We start from the raw sequence: 13,663 nt of genomic DNA, 5'->3' as shown, positions 1-13,663 counted from the left end.
GCCCTGAATTTCAGAGCACGGGCTTTCAGAGCACCGCTTGGGTGCCGAGCAGTGCCGTCACCTGGCTGGACAAGGTGCCGCCGTTGCCGTGCAGCAGCGCCACGTCGGCCTTCTTCAGCTGGCGTTCACCGGCCTGGCGGCGCAGCTGGGTGACCGCCTCGATGATCAGGAACATGCCGTACATGCCCGGATGCACACAGGACAGCCCGCCACCGTTGGTGTTCACCGCCAGTTCGCCGCCAGGAGCGATGCGTCCGCCCTGGACGAAGCGACCACCCTCGCCCTTCGGGCAGAAGCCGAGGTCTTCGAGGAACAGGATCGTATTGATGGTGAAGGCGTCGTAGACCATCACCAGGTCGATGTCCGAGTGCTTCACCCCGGCCATCTGCATGGCCCGCGGGCCGCTCTCGGAAGCGGCGGTGACAGTGAGGTCAGGCATGGCGACGATGGAGCGGTGCCACTGCGCGCCAGCGGCGCCGAGGAAATAGATCGGCGCTTTGGGCAGGTCGCGCGCGCGGTCGGCACGCACCATCACGCAGGCGCCGCCGCCATCGGTGACCAGGCAGCAGTCGGCCTTGCTCAGCGGGTCGCTGACCATCCGTGCGGCGAGCACCTCATCGATGCTCAGCGGGCCACGGGCAAAGGCCTCGGGGTTGAGGTTGGCCCAACCGCGCGCCGCCACGGCCACTTCGGCCAGGTGCTCGCGGGTGGTGCCGTATTGATGCATGTGGCGGCTGGCGGCCAGCGCGTAAGCGGTGATCGGGTGGCGCGGCTGGTAGGGCGTCTCGTGCCACTGCGGCTCGCTCATCGACACCAGCTTGCCGCCGGCAGTGCGCTGGTTGGAGCCGTAGCAGATCAGCGCCGCATCACACAGGCCGGCTTCCAGGGCCAGGGTCGCCTGCAGCAGATGCAGCTCGAAGCTGGAGCCGCCGACGTTGGTGCCGTCGACGAATTTCGGCTTGATGCCGAGGTACTCGCAGACCGAGAGCGTCGGGAAGGCGTGGGAGCTGGTGGCCGAGAACACCGCGTCGATGTCCGAGAGCGCAAGACCCGCATCGGCGATGGCCTTCATCGAGGCCTGGCCGAGCAGTTCCATGGCGCTGTAGCCGTGGGCTTCGCCGATACCGGCGCTGCCGATGCCGACGATGGCGGTCTTGCCGCGCAGGACCTGGCTCATGACTGTGCCTCCGTCAGGGGCTCGAAGACGACGGCGGGGCCGCTGTCCTGCTGAGCGATGCGCGCCTTGAGGCGGGTGCCGATGGGCAGACTGAGGTGACCTTCGATACGGGACATCATGCGCACGCCTTCGTCGAGGTCGACCAGGGCGACGTTGTAGTCACCGCTGCGGGCGCGGTTGACGGTCAGGGCATAAAGGGTGCCCAGGCCACTGGCGGGAACCCATTCCAGGTCCGTTTCGCCGCTGCCGGGCACCTGGGTGCGCGGATAGAACACGTGCCGGCCGGTGGAGGCGCTGCGCTGCAACATGAAGCGACCCTGGGCGAGGAAGGCGAGGTACTGCGCCTCTGGCCCTGGCATGTTGCGGTCGGGGAAATCCACCATTGAGGTTTCTCCTTTGTTCTTGTTCTGCCTTTGTTGCAAAGTGCGTTACCGCCCATGCCAAGCCAGCTTCACGGAAGCCGTTGCAGGCGTCGCAGGGCCAGAATACATTCACAATACTGAATGTCAATCAGAATACAGAATATGACCACTGAAAAGACCGTCGAAGAAGCCAGCAAACGCACCGGCAGCGCCAAGGATGTCGGCGCCGTGGTGAATGCCATCCAGATCCTGCGCCACCTGGCCAATGCCGAAGGCCCCGAGGGCGCAACCGCCATCGCCCGTGCCACCGGCATCAGCCCAAGCACTACCTTCAATATCCTGCGCACGCTGAGCAACGAGCAGCTGACCTCGTTCGACAACGAGACCAAGACCTATCGCCTGGGCCTGGGCCTGTCTGAGCTGGCAGTGAGCTTCATTGGCCGCAGCTACGCCGACCTGATCCAGCCGGAACTGGAACGCCTGAGCACCAGCCACCACATCCTGATCACCTTGTGGCAGGTCACCGACGATGCGCACATCCGCGTGATCGCCGTGTCCGCGCCGACCGTGGCGCACGTCAACGTCGCCGTGGGCTCGCGCTTGCCGGAACTGGTAGGCGCCGCCGGGCGCTGCATCGCCGGGCTGCGCAACCTCCCCGAGGATGAACTGCGACGCCGCCTGACCCGCGTGCGCTGGGAGAATCCACCGAACTTCGAGGAGTACCGCCGCGACGCCGCTGCCACGCTGGAGCGCGGCTGGGCCATCGACCAGGACCACCTGTATCGCGGCGTCAGCATGGTCGCCAGCGCGATCATCGACCACGACCGCCAGCCACGCTTTATCATTTCCGGCATCGGCATCAGCGCCCAGCACGACCGCGAGAAGCTCGAGCAGATCGGCGCCAGCCTGCACGAGACAGCCTGTTTCATCAGCCGCTCACTGTTCCCGCAAAGCGCCATCAGCCCAGCGGAATAGCTCGAACGCAATTCACCATATGAAATGACATTCATGTGAATGGATGACTTCGACAAGAACAACGGCCCCGGCGCGAAACCGCACAGCAAAACCCCGCGCGCCGGCGCCCGCGTCGCAGCATTCCCGATGCGACTGATGGCAGCGATATTCGCCGCCAGGGGCCCACAGCCGCGACTATCGCCGGTATCATGGCAAGTCTTGATGGAGTCCTGGCGGTGACCATCCCACGGAGAACACCGTTCCCGCCGCACGCCTGAATCCCTTGCGATTCAGGCGACCCGCCGCCAGAGCCCGCCAAACCTTCTGCCCGGATGTTCGCCGGCCTTGCATGGCTCGCGGCAGCCGCAGGTAATCCCATTGAATGAGGCAACCATGGAACAGAAAGACATCGATTGGGGCACGCTCGGATTCGATTACATCAAGACCGACTTCCGCTACATCTCCCACTGGCGCGATGGTCTGTGGGACGACGGCAAGCTGACCGAAGACAACACCCTGCACATCAGCGAAGGCTCCTCCGCCCTGCACTACGGCCAGCAGTGCTTCGAAGGCCTGAAGGCCTACCGCTGCAAGGACGGCTCGATCAACCTGTTCCGCCCGGACCAGAACGCCGCGCGCATGGCCCGCAGCTGCGCCCGCGTACTGATGCCGCAAGTGTCCGAAGAGCAGTTCATCGAGGCCTGCAAGCAGGTCGTGCGTGCCAATGAGCGCTTCATCCCCCCATACGGATCGGGCGGCGCGCTGTACCTGCGCCCGTTCGTGATCGGCGTGGGCGACAACATCGGCGTGCGCCCGGCTCCGGAATTCATCTTCTCGGTGTTCTGCATCCCGGTCGGCGCCTACTTCAAGGGCGGCATGAAGCCCCATGACTTCGTGATCTCCACCTACGACCGCGCCGCCCCCAACGGCACCGGCGCCGCCAAGGTCGGTGGCAACTACGCCGCCAGCCTGATGCCGGGCGCCCAGGCCAAGAAAGAAGGCTTCGCCGACTGCATCTACCTCGACCCGGCCACCCACAGCCGCATCGAGGAAGTGGGCTCGGCCAACTTCTTCGCCATCACCCATGACAACGAGTTCGTCACCCCGCGCTCCAGCTCGGTGCTGCCGGGCATCACCCGCCTGTCGCTGATGCAGCTGGCCGAACAGCGCCTGGGCCTGAAAGTGGTCGAAGGCGACGTGCAGATCGACGACCTGGCCCGCTTCAAGGAAGCCGGCGCCTGCGGTACCGCAGCGGTGATCACCCCGATCGGCGGCATCCAGTACAAGGACAACCTGCACGTATTCTTCAGCCGCGAAGACGTCGGCCCGGTGACCCGTCGCCTCTACGAAGAGCTGACCGGTATCCAGAAGGGTGACATGGAAGGTCCGGAAGGCTGGGTCGTCAAGGTCTGAACCTGACCCGCAGCCCCAACGAAAACGCCCGGCAGATGCCGGGCGTTTTCATTTCAGGCGCACCACTCAGGCCGGACTGGGCAGCGCCGGCTGACACAGCAGCCAGTCATGGAGCAGCGCCTGCAGCTCCTCGAACTTCACCGGCTTGGCCATGTAGTCGCTCATCCCCGCAGCCAGGCAGCGCTCGCGGTCGCCGCTGTGGCTGTGGGCGGTGATCGCCAGCACCGGCAGGTCGGCGCAACGCGGCAGCGTGCGAATCGCCCGGCAGGTGGCGAAGCCGTCCATCACCGGCATCTGGCAATCCAGCAGCACGGTGTCGATGGCTTCCCGGCGCAGCAGCTCGATGGCTTCGGCGCCGTTGTCGGCCGTGCGCACGCGGTAGCCGAGCTTGAGCAGCATGCCGCGAATCACCAGCTGGTTGATGGCGTTGTCCTCCACCACCAGCACGGTGCACTGGTCGGGACTGCGCAGTACTTGACCGCCCGCGCGACGCGGCGGCGGAGCGATGCCCTGCACCGGCTGGCCGACATGCAGCTCCAGGGCAAAGCGACTGCCCTGCCCCGGCTTGGATTCGTGGCTCAGCGTACCGCCCAGCAACGCAACCAGCTTGCGGGTCAGTGCCAGGCCAATACCAAGGCCGCCGTACTCGCGGGTCAGCGATCCGTCGAGCTGGAAGAAGCGCTGGTACAGCGCGCCATCCGGCGGAGTGGAAAAGCCGATGCCGCTGTCCTGCACTTCGATGCGCAGCGCCAGCCCTTCGTTGTTCGGCACACCGGCCACCCGCAGGTGGACACCACCCTGGTGGGTGAACTTGATGGCGTTGTCGATCAGGTAGCCCAGCGCCTGGGTCAGCTTGCCGGCATCGCCCTCAAGGGTGTCGGGCAGGCTCTCGTCCAGCTGCAGGACGAAGCGCAGTCCGCGCTCTTCGGCACGCGGCGCGTACTGCGCGCGCAGGCCGTCGCACAGGCCGCGCAGACTGAACGGCTCGCGGCGCGGATAGAGCTTGCCGGCCTGCAGCTCGATCAGCGCGAGGATGTCGTTGACCATGCGCATCATGTCGCGCGCCGAGCCGGTGGCAGTCTTGTGATACTGCGCCAACTCGATGTCCATGGGCACCGTCTGCATCAGCTCCAGCGAACCGATCACCCCGCTCATGGGCGTGCGCAGTTCATGGGTGACGGTAGCGAGGAATTCGTCCTTCAGGCGGTTGCTGCTGGCCAGTTCCAGGTTCAGCTGCTCCAGCTTGCGGCTGGTTTCCTGGAGGATGCGCGTGCGCTCCTCCTTCATGGCGTTGATGCGGTCCGCCAGCGCCAGAGACAGCAGGCCGACCTCCAGCGCCGAACCGATCTGGCTGGCGTACATGGTCAGGAAGATATTGGGCAGCAAGCCCAGCACCATCAGCGTGTTGATGACCCCGCCGAGCAGGAAGGCACTCCAGGCAAAAATGAAGTAGCGCGCCACGCGCATACCACGCAGCCAGGCGACGATGCCGGCGGTAAAGATCACCACGGTGAAGGCCAGCGCCAGGTAGGTGGCCAGCCGCAGGGCGATGGCGTAGCTGACGGTCAGCGCCAGCACCATCACCAGCGCGCCGACCCCCATCAGCACGCGCAGGATGCGGTCGATCCACAGACTGTGCTCGCGGGTATGCAGGAAGCTGCGGGCGAACTGGCAGCCGAACAGGCCGGCCGAACCGATCAGGAAAGGCGTGGCGGCGTTGGCCCACCAGGGGTTGTTCGGCCAGAAGTACTCGATGCCGGCGCCGTTGACCGAGATCTGGTAGAAGCCGAACGAGGCTATATAAAGGATGTAATAGAGATAGCTGGTGTCGCGGACGCTGAGGAAGATGAACAGGTTGTAGATCAGCATCACCAGCAACACGCCATAGATGATGCCCAGCACATAGATGCGCCCCGGCTGCTCTTCCAGGTAGGCCTTGGATGACCAGAGCGTCAGCGGCGCCTGGATCGAGCCCTGGCTTTCCAGGCGCAGGTAGACGCGCAACGGCTTGCCCGGTTCCAGCTTGAGGTCGAACAGGTAGTTGTTCTGGCGGATCGGCCGGCTGTCGAACGGCAGGGTGTCGCCGGTGCGCTGGGCCAGCTTGAAGCCGCCCTGGCCGTCGGGCAGGTAAAGGTCGAGCTTGTCCAGCGGCGGGTAGGCCAGCTCCAGCAGCCAGTTGGCCGGGTCGCGCGAGGCCTCGGGCTGGTAGTCCAGGTCCAGACGCAACCAGAACACCGAGCGCGAGTAGCCGGCATTGAGCACGTCGCGCTCATGGTGGCGAAAACTGGCGGCCAGCGCCGGCGAACTGATCTCGGCGATATCAGCCGTGCCGCGCACGTCCTCGAAGACATCCATCGCCCGCCCCAGGGGCAGTTGCCCGACGTGCTCGTCGAAGCTGATGGCGCCCGCCACTGGCGAGAGGATGAGAAGGATCAGGAAGATCAGCCAGTGCCGCATGGTGCCCCGCAGTGCCGCCGACAGCTGCGCCGGAGATCCCCATCCCCTGCATTGGCGCGCCGTGGAGGCGTTGTGTTGGAATCGGCGAACTCTAGCACAGGCCTTGTGGCCCGTGGCATTCGACCATTCGGGCAGGGCGCGGCCGGGCGATGCGCATTGGACCGTTCGGTCAGCTCAGCGTGGCGATTTGGTGATAAGCTCCCGCGCCATGAAAACACCTGCCTCCCGTCCCGTAGTGCTCTGCCTGTCCGGCCACGACCCCAGTGGCGGTGCCGGCCTGCAGGCTGATATCGAAGCCCTGATCGCCCAAGGCTGCCACGCGGCGCCGACCGTCACCGCGCTGACCGTTCAGGATACCGTCAACGTTTCCGACTTCCGCGTGCTCGACCGCGAGTGGGTGCTGGCCCAGGCCAACGCCGTGATCGCCGATCTGCCGGTGGCTGCGGTCAAGCTGGGCATGCTCGGCTCGGTGCAGATGGTCGACACGGTCGTGGAGGTCATGCAGTCCCTGCCGGGCATCCCGCTGGTCTGCGACCCGGTGCTGCGCGCCGGTGGCGGCGGCTCGCTGGGCAAGGACGACGTGGGCTACGCCATGCGTGAACGCCTGCTGCCGATTGCCGCAGTGGCTACCCCGAACCTGCCCGAAGCGCGCATCCTCGCCGAACTGCCCGAGGGCACCGCGGACGAGTGCGCCGACAAGCTGCTGCCTTATATCCAGACCCTGCTGATCACCGGCGGCCATGGCGACGAGTCCGAGGTGCACAATCGCCTGTACACCCGCGACGGCCAGCGCCACACCTTCACCTGCCAGCGCCTGCCCGGCAGCTACCACGGCTCGGGCTGCACCCTGGCGAGCACCCTCGCCGGCCGCCTGGCCCTGGGCGAGGAACTGGTGAGCGCGGTGCGCAGCGCCCTGGACTACACCTGGCGCACTCTGCGCGACGCGGAAGCGCCTGGCCACGGCCAATACGTGCCGCGCCGCCTGCCACTGGACTTCTGCAACTGATCTGATCGAGGCCTTGATGAAACTGCGCGGACTCTACGCCATCACCGACAGCCAGCTGCTCGACGGCGGCCGCCTGCTGCCCTATGTCGAAGCCGCCCTGAAGGGCGGCGCCAGACTGCTGCAGTACCGCGACAAGTCCGACGACGCCTCGCGCCGCCTGCGCGAAGCCGAGGCCCTGCGCGACCTCTGCGCGCGCTACGGTGCCACGCTGCTGATCAACGATGACGCCGAACTGGCCGCGCGCCTGGGCGTCAGCGTGCACCTGGGGCAGACCGACGGCTCGCTGGCCGCCGCCCGCGCCCTGCTCGGCCGCGACGCGGTCATCGGCGGCACCTGCCACGCCAGCCTCGAGATGGCCGAGAAGGCCATTGCCGAGGGCGCCAGCTACGTCGCCTTCGGCCGCTTCTTCGCCTCCCAGACCAAACCCGGCGCGTCCGCCGCCAGCGTCGAACTGCTGGAGCAGGCCAAGGCCCGCTTCAACGTGCCGCTGGTGGCCATTGGCGGCGTAACCCTGGACAACGCGCCCGAGCTGATCGCCCGCGGCGCCGACATGATCGCCGTGATCCACGCCCTGTTCGCCGCCGACACCCTGGCCGAAGTCGAACAGCGCGCCCGCGCCTTCAGCCAACTCTTCGAAACCCGCTGAGCGCCACGCGCCCAGCCCTTCACAGCTTCGCGAGGTACACCATGTCCCGTTCCGAAACGCTTTTCGCCAATGCCCAGAAACACATCCCCGGTGGCGTGAACTCGCCGGTGCGCGCGTTCAAGAGCGTCGGCGGCACCCCGCTGTTCTTCAAGCACGCGGAAGGCGCCTACGTGGTGGACGAGGATGACAAGCGCTACGTCGACTACGTCGGCTCCTGGGGCCCGATGATCCTCGGCCACAGCCATCCGGACGTCCTCGACGCCGTGCGCAAGCAGCTCGACCACGGCCTGTCCTACGGCGCGCCGACCGCGCTGGAAGTGGAAATGGCCGACCTGGTCTGCTCCCTGGTGCCGTCCATGGACCTGGTGCGCATGGTCAGCTCCGGCACCGAAGCCACCATGAGCGCCATCCGCCTGGCCCGCGGCTACACCGGCCGCGACAGCATCATCAAGTTCGAGGGCTGCTACCACGGCCACTCCGACAGCCTGCTGGTGAAAGCCGGTTCCGGCGCCCTGACCTTCGGCGTGCCGAACTCCCCCGGCGTGCCGGCGGCCTTCGCCAAGCACACCCTGACCCTGCCCTACAACGACATCGCCGCCGTCGAGAAGACCCTGGCCGAAGTTGGCAAGGACGTGGCCTGCATCATCGTCGAGCCGGTCGCCGGCAACATGAACTGTGTGCCGCCGGCCCCAGGCTTCCTCGAAGGCCTGCGCAGCCTGTGCGACCAGCATGGCGTGGTACTGATCTTCGACGAAGTGATGACCGGCTTCCGCGTGGCCCTGGGTGGTGCCCAGGCGCACTACGGCATTACCCCGGACCTGTCGACCTTCGGCAAGATCATCGGCGGCGGCATGCCGGTGGGCGCCTTCGGCGGCAAGCGTCAGATCATGGAGCAGATTTCCCCGCTCGGCCCGGTCTACCAGGCCGGCACCCTGTCGGGTAACCCGCTGGCCATGGCCGCCGGCCTGACCACCCTGCGCCTGATCAGCCGCCCCGGCTTCCACGACGAGCTGACCACCTACACCACCCGCATGCTGCAAGGCCTGCAGGAGCGCGCCGACGCCGCCGGCATTCCCTTCGTGACCACCCAGGCGGGTGCCGCGATGTTCGGCCTGTACTTCACCGGCGCCGATGACATCGTCACCTTCGACGACGTGATGACCAGCGATGCGGAACGCTTCAAGCGCTTCTTCCACCTGATGCTGGATTCGGGCATCTACCTGGCTCCGAGCGCCTTCGAGGCCGGCTTCACCTCCATCACCCACGGCGAAACCGAGCTGAAACTGACCCTGGACGCCGCCGAGCGCGCTTTCGCCGCACTCAAGTAAGCCGCCCCACGCGAAGGCGCCCGTCCGGGCGCCTTCCGCTCTGTCCCGATGCTTTCAGCGCTTTATCCCGGCGTTACACTCACCCCGCCATCACAGTCGTTTCCAGCAAAAAAACAGAAAAGAAGGTAAAGACTTTGTAAGGAAGCGCCTGCTTATTTCATAATGTGAAGGCTGGCGCATTTCGCTGGCCGGGTTTTACCCGCCCCGATCCTGGAGGCCGTTTCTCCCCATGTACCGTTCCGGTCGCACCCTGCTGGGCTGCCTGTTGCTCGCACTGCCCCTGTTCACTCAGGCGGGCGGCAACTCGCTGCTGATTCCAGCAACCGGACGCTGCACCCTGAACACCGTGCCCGAACAGCTGCAACAGGCACTAGCCAGCTGCCAGCAAGCCGCCAACGCCGGCGACGCACAGGCGCAGTTCGAACTGGGGGAGTTTTTCTACACCGGCGAGCGCGCGCCGCGCGACTTCCAGGCCGCCCTGCACTGGTACGAGAAAGCCTCGCTGCAAGGCCACGCCGACGCACAGCTGCGCCTGGGCACCATGTTCTTCCGTGGCGAAGGCGTGAAGGCCAACAACGTGCAGGCCTACATCGTGCTGAAGATGGCCGCGGTCAACGGCGCCGAAGACGCCATGGACAGCGCCGACCTGGTCGCCGAGCAGATGAACAAGGACGAATTGGACATCGCCACCAAGGTGCTTGGACAGATCTTCCGCAACTACCTGATCGAACTGCAGACCGCCGGCAATTCGCCGTTCTCGCCACTGCCCTGATTCACACTGACTTGCTCTCGTAGGACGCACAACGCGCCAGCGTTATCCGCCGCAATGACCCGGCGGATAACCTGTTCCAGGTTATTCGCCCTACTGCCGGGTGACTCGCGAGCAAGCTCGCTCCTGCATGAAGAGCCGAGCGTCAGTTGTCCTTGCCGGGCATCGGCATGGGGAACGGCATCACATTGCCGCTGGGCTTGGCCTCACTGATCTTCGCGGTGCCCAGGCGCTCCACTTCGTCGATGCGGATGATCGAGTGCAACGGCACGAAGCTGCGGATGACGCCGTCGAACTGCGCCTTGAGCTTCTCCTCGCTGGGGTCCACCACCACCTGGGTGCGCTCGCCGAAGACGAACTCCTCAATCTCCAGGAAACCCCACAGATCGCTCTGGTAGATCTGCTTGGCGTACATCTCGTACACCTGGCCCTGGTTGAGGAAGACCACCTTGTAGATCGGGTTCTCGCGCTTGCTCATGAACGAAGGATGACAGCTTTGCAAAAAGGGCACGCAGCATAGCACAGACAGCCACCCCTCAAGCCCGCCGCTGGCAGATGCCCGCACCGGGGCTTATAATGCGCGGTCATTTTTTAACCAGAACAAGACAGGTTCCATGGCCAAGAAGCTTTTCATCCAGACCCACGGTTGCCAGATGAACGAGTACGACAGCTCGCGCATGGCCGACCTGCTGGGTGAACACCAGGCCCTGGAAATCACCGAAAAGGCCGAAGAAGCCGACGTCATCCTGCTCAATACCTGCTCGATCCGCGAGAAGGCCCAGGAGAAGGTGTTCTCCGAGCTGGGCGCCTGGCGCACCCTCAAGCAGCAGAACCCCGACCTGGTGATCGGCGTCGGCGGCTGTGTGGCCAGCCAGGAAGGCGCGGCCATCCGCGAGCGCGCGCCGTACGTCGACGTGGTGTTCGGTCCGCAGACTTTGCACCGCCTGCCTGAAATGATCGACGCCGCCCGCACCACCCGCAAACCGCAGGTGGACGTGTCCTTCCCGGAAATCGAGAAGTTCGACCGCCTGCCCGAGCCACGCGTCGACGGCCCTACCGCCTTCGTCTCGGTGATGGAAGGCTGCAGCAAGTACTGCACCTTCTGCGTGGTGCCCTACACCCGCGGCGAGGAAGTCAGCCGCCCGTTCGACGACGTGCTGGCCGAGGTGATCCACCTGGCCGAGAACGGCGTGAAGGAAGTCACCCTGCTGGGCCAGAACGTCAACGGCTACCGGGGCCCGACCCACGACGGGCGCATCGCCGACTTTGCCGAACTGATCCGCGTGGTCGCCGAGATCGATGGCATCGAGCGCATCCGCTACACCACCTCGCACCCGCTGGAATTCTCCGACTCGCTGATCGCCGCCCACGCCGAAGTGCCGCAACTGGTGAAGTTCGTCCACCTGCCGGTACAGGCCGGCTCCGACCGCATCCTCGCGGCGATGAAGCGCAACCACACCGCGCTGGAATTCAAGTCGCGCATCCGCAAGCTGAAGGCGGCGGTGCCGGACATCTGCATCAGCTCGGACTTCATCATCGGATTCCCCGGCGAGACCGAGAAAGACTTCGAGCAGACCCTGAAGCTGGTGGAGGACGTCGGTTTCGACTACTCCTTCTCCTTCATCTACAGCTCGCGCCCAGGCACCCCGGCCGCCGACCTGGCCGACGACACTCCGGACGAGGTGAAGAAGCAGCGCCTGCTGACGCTCAACAGCCGCCTCAACCAGCAGGGCTTCGAGATCAGCCGACGGATGGTCGGCACCATCCAGCGCATCCTCGTCACCGATTACGCCAAGCGCGACCCCGGCCAATTGCAGGGCCGCACCGAGAACAACCGCGTGGTCAACTTCCGCTGCGACAATCCGCGCCTGATCGGCCAGTTCGTCGACGTGGAAATCTACGAGGCGCTGCCAAACTCCTTGCGCGCGACCCTGGTGGAAGCACGCCACTGACAGTAGAAGCACGTCACTGGCAACCGACCGTTGACTACCCCCTTGGCGACTGAACTTTCGTACTCGGTCGCGCGGGGTTATTCTTCGACCATCTCCCTTTGAAGCACGGCGACTTAGACAACACCTTGAACGCCCCCCTGGATATCCATCGTTTCCTGCTCGAGCCCTTCGAGGCCCGCAGCTTCGCCAACCTGTGCGGTCAGTTCGACGAACACCTGCACCAGATCGAGAAGCGCCTCGGCATCGAGATCCGCAACCGCGGCAACCAGTTCGAACTGGTCGGTGACCCCGAGCGCACCCAAGCGGCCGAAAACCTCCTGCAGCGCCTCTACCGCGAAGTGCAGAACGGTACCGAGCTGACGCCTGACATGGTCCACCTGTTCCTGCAGGAGTCCGGCCTGGAAGAGCTCTCCGTCGAGCCCGTCGCCCCGCTGGTCACGCTCAAGACCCGTCAGGCGCACATCCGCCCGCGCGGTGCGAACCAGCAGCGCTACGTGAAGGCCATCCTCGACCACGACATCAACTTCGGCATCGGCCCGGCCGGCACCGGCAAGACTTACCTCGCCGTGGCCTGCGCCGTGGACGCCCTGGAGCGCGAGCAGATTCGCCGCATCCTGCTGGTGCGCCCGGCGGTCGAAGCCGGCGAGAAGCTCGGTTTCCTGCCCGGCGACCTGTCGCAGAAGATCGACCCGTACCTGCGCCCGCTGTATGACGCACTGTACGAGATGCTCGGCTTCGAGACCGTGGCCAAGCTGATCGAACGCCAGGTGATCGAAGTCGCGCCGCTGGCCTATATGCGCGGCCGCACGCTGAGCAACAGCTTCATCATCCTCGACGAAAGCCAGAACACCACGATGGAACAGATGAAGATGTTCCTCACCCGGATCGGCTTCGGCTCCACCGCGGTGATCACTGGCGACGTTACCCAGGTCGACCTGCCCAAAGGCACGCGCTCGGGCCTGAAGCACGTGATGGAAGTGCTGCGCGACGTCCCCGGCATCAGCTTCACCCACTTCAAGTCCAAGGACGTCGTGCGTCACCCGTTGGTGCAGCGCATCGTCGATGCCTACGACGCCTACGAGAATCGCCTGACCGGCGTAGAAGGCCAGGGCAACAAGCATGCTTGAACTGGACCTGCAGGTCGCCTCCGAAGCGACCGGCCTGCCGAGCGAAGCGCAGTTCCGCCACTGGTGCGAACTGGCCCTGCGCCAACGCCAGAATGATTCGGAACTCACCATCCGCCTGGTGGACGAAACCGAAGGGCGCGAACTGAACAAGACCTGGCGACACAAGGACTACGCCACAAACGTACTGTCCTTCCCCGCCGACGTTCCCGACGAGCTGCTGGACATCCCGCTGCTCGGCGACCTGGTGATCTGCGCCCCCGTGGTCACTCGCGAGGCCGCCGAACAGGGCAAGTCCGCCGAGGCCCACTGGGCCCACCTCGTCATCCATGGCTGCCTCCACCTGCTCGGCTACGATCACATCGAAGATGAAGAAGCCGAGGAAATGGAAGGCCTGGAACGCGAATTGCTGGCTGAACTGGGTCACCCGGACCCATACGCGGCCGATGAAGAATAAAAGCCACCGAGCAAGGAA

General features: G+C 65.3%; 13 protein-coding genes. 9 read left to right on the top strand and 4 right to left on the bottom strand.

Features of this window, described 5'->3' with window-relative positions:
- Positions 1 to 25: 25 nt before the first annotated feature.
- Together IB275_RS03790 and IB275_RS03785 are read right to left on the bottom strand one after the other, a co-directional pair.
- Positions 26 to 1,177, bottom strand: coding sequence for a thiolase family protein (locus tag IB275_RS03790; protein ID WP_081517175.1), 1,152 nt, complete (start codon positions 1,175 to 1,177; stop codon positions 26 to 28).
- The gene (locus IB275_RS03785) at positions 1,174 to 1,560 is read right to left on the bottom strand and encodes a Zn-ribbon domain-containing OB-fold protein (RefSeq protein ID WP_192211188.1); all 387 of its coding nucleotides are present in this window, start codon (positions 1,558 to 1,560) and stop codon (positions 1,174 to 1,176) included. The genes IB275_RS03790 and IB275_RS03785 overlap by 4 nt, the downstream gene beginning before the upstream one ends.
- Positions 1,561 to 1,701: 141 nt before the next feature.
- Between IB275_RS03785 and IB275_RS03780 the strand changes: the two genes are divergently transcribed.
- Both IB275_RS03780 and IB275_RS03775 read left to right on the top strand, forming a co-directional pair.
- The gene (locus IB275_RS03780) at positions 1,702 to 2,514 is read left to right on the top strand and encodes an IclR family transcriptional regulator (protein WP_192290457.1); all 813 of its coding nucleotides are present in this window, start codon (positions 1,702 to 1,704) and stop codon (positions 2,512 to 2,514) included.
- A gap of 372 nt (positions 2,515 to 2,886) precedes the next feature.
- A complete protein-coding gene (locus tag IB275_RS03775) occupies positions 2,887 to 3,906 on the top strand; it encodes a branched-chain amino acid aminotransferase (RefSeq protein WP_192290459.1) in 1,020 nt (339 codons plus the stop codon).
- Positions 3,907 to 3,972: 66 nt separating this feature from the next.
- On the opposite strand, the gene IB275_RS03770 is transcribed toward IB275_RS03775, so the two are convergent.
- Entirely contained in the window at positions 3,973 to 6,363 is a 2,391-nt protein-coding gene (locus IB275_RS03770; RefSeq protein WP_192290460.1) for a hybrid sensor histidine kinase/response regulator, read from the bottom strand.
- 208 nt (positions 6,364 to 6,571) lie between these two features.
- On the opposite strand from IB275_RS03770, the gene IB275_RS03765 reads away from it, so the two are divergent.
- The 4 genes from IB275_RS03765 to IB275_RS03750 all read left to right on the top strand — a co-directional run bounded on the left by IB275_RS03765 (position 6,572) and on the right by IB275_RS03750 (position 10,115).
- Positions 6,572 to 7,369 carry a hydroxymethylpyrimidine/phosphomethylpyrimidine kinase gene (locus IB275_RS03765; RefSeq protein ID WP_192290462.1) on the top strand — a complete coding sequence of 266 codons (798 nt, stop codon included), beginning with the start codon at positions 6,572 to 6,574 and terminating at the stop codon, positions 7,367 to 7,369.
- Between the two features lie 16 nt (positions 7,370 to 7,385).
- Positions 7,386 to 8,015, top strand: coding sequence for a thiamine phosphate synthase (gene thiE, locus IB275_RS03760; RefSeq protein ID WP_192290464.1), 630 nt, complete (start codon positions 7,386 to 7,388; stop codon positions 8,013 to 8,015).
- Positions 8,016 to 8,056: 41 nt separating this feature from the next.
- The gene (gene hemL / locus IB275_RS03755; protein WP_192290466.1) at positions 8,057 to 9,343 is read left to right on the top strand and encodes a glutamate-1-semialdehyde 2,1-aminomutase; all 1,287 of its coding nucleotides are present in this window, start codon (positions 8,057 to 8,059) and stop codon (positions 9,341 to 9,343) included.
- A gap of 229 nt (positions 9,344 to 9,572) precedes the next feature.
- Positions 9,573 to 10,115, top strand: coding sequence for a tetratricopeptide repeat protein (locus tag IB275_RS03750; RefSeq protein ID WP_017521798.1), 543 nt, complete (start codon positions 9,573 to 9,575; stop codon positions 10,113 to 10,115).
- A 142-nt stretch (positions 10,116 to 10,257) separates the two neighbouring features.
- On the opposite strand, the gene IB275_RS03745 is transcribed toward IB275_RS03750, so the two are convergent.
- Positions 10,258 to 10,590 (bottom strand): DUF1820 family protein, encoded by a 333-nt coding sequence (locus IB275_RS03745; protein ID WP_138216935.1) that lies wholly within the window; start codon positions 10,588 to 10,590, stop codon positions 10,258 to 10,260.
- Positions 10,591 to 10,726: 136 nt separating this feature from the next.
- Here IB275_RS03745 and miaB point away from each other — a divergent pair, with 136 nt between their 5' ends.
- The 3 genes from miaB (at position 10,727) to ybeY (ending at position 13,645) form a co-directional block, all read left to right on the top strand.
- Positions 10,727 to 12,064, top strand: coding sequence for a tRNA (N6-isopentenyl adenosine(37)-C2)-methylthiotransferase MiaB (gene miaB, locus IB275_RS03740; RefSeq protein ID WP_192290468.1), 1,338 nt, complete (start codon positions 10,727 to 10,729; stop codon positions 12,062 to 12,064).
- A 125-nt stretch (positions 12,065 to 12,189) separates the two neighbouring features.
- Positions 12,190 to 13,191 carry a PhoH family protein gene (locus IB275_RS03735; protein WP_192290470.1) on the top strand — a complete coding sequence of 334 codons (1,002 nt, stop codon included), beginning with the start codon at positions 12,190 to 12,192 and terminating at the stop codon, positions 13,189 to 13,191.
- Positions 13,184 to 13,645, top strand: coding sequence for an rRNA maturation RNase YbeY (ybeY, locus tag IB275_RS03730; RefSeq protein WP_192290472.1), 462 nt, complete (start codon positions 13,184 to 13,186; stop codon positions 13,643 to 13,645). The genes IB275_RS03735 and ybeY overlap by 8 nt, the downstream gene beginning before the upstream one ends.
- Positions 13,646 to 13,663: the final 18 nt, after the last annotated feature.

Origin of the sequence: Pseudomonas sp. PDM21 (genome assembly GCF_014852505.2) — a bacterium.
Classification (GTDB): domain Bacteria; phylum Pseudomonadota; class Gammaproteobacteria; order Pseudomonadales; family Pseudomonadaceae; genus Pseudomonas.
Note: the sequence above shows the minus strand (reverse complement) of the source record. Positions and strands in the feature narration are given on the sequence as shown.

Coding starts and splice junctions, on each gene's coding strand:
- ybeY (WP_192290472.1), top strand. CDS start 13,184: ATGCTTGAACTGGACCTGCAGGTCGCCTCCGAAGCGACCGGCCTGCCG.
- IB275_RS03785 (WP_192211188.1), bottom strand. CDS start 1,560: ATGGTGGATTTCCCCGACCGCAACATGCCAGGGCCAGAGGCGCAGTAC.
- IB275_RS03790 (WP_081517175.1), bottom strand. CDS start 1,177: ATGAGCCAGGTCCTGCGCGGCAAGACCGCCATCGTCGGCATCGGCAGC.
- IB275_RS03780 (WP_192290457.1), top strand. CDS start 1,702: ATGACCACTGAAAAGACCGTCGAAGAAGCCAGCAAACGCACCGGCAGC.
- IB275_RS03745 (WP_138216935.1), bottom strand. CDS start 10,590: ATGAGCAAGCGCGAGAACCCGATCTACAAGGTGGTCTTCCTCAACCAG.
- miaB (WP_192290468.1), top strand. CDS start 10,727: ATGGCCAAGAAGCTTTTCATCCAGACCCACGGTTGCCAGATGAACGAG.
- hemL (WP_192290466.1), top strand. CDS start 8,057: ATGTCCCGTTCCGAAACGCTTTTCGCCAATGCCCAGAAACACATCCCC.
- IB275_RS03765 (WP_192290462.1), top strand. CDS start 6,572: ATGAAAACACCTGCCTCCCGTCCCGTAGTGCTCTGCCTGTCCGGCCAC.
- thiE (WP_192290464.1), top strand. CDS start 7,386: ATGAAACTGCGCGGACTCTACGCCATCACCGACAGCCAGCTGCTCGAC.
- IB275_RS03750 (WP_017521798.1), top strand. CDS start 9,573: ATGTACCGTTCCGGTCGCACCCTGCTGGGCTGCCTGTTGCTCGCACTG.
- IB275_RS03770 (WP_192290460.1), bottom strand. CDS start 6,363: ATGCGGCACTGGCTGATCTTCCTGATCCTTCTCATCCTCTCGCCAGTG.
- IB275_RS03775 (WP_192290459.1), top strand. CDS start 2,887: ATGGAACAGAAAGACATCGATTGGGGCACGCTCGGATTCGATTACATC.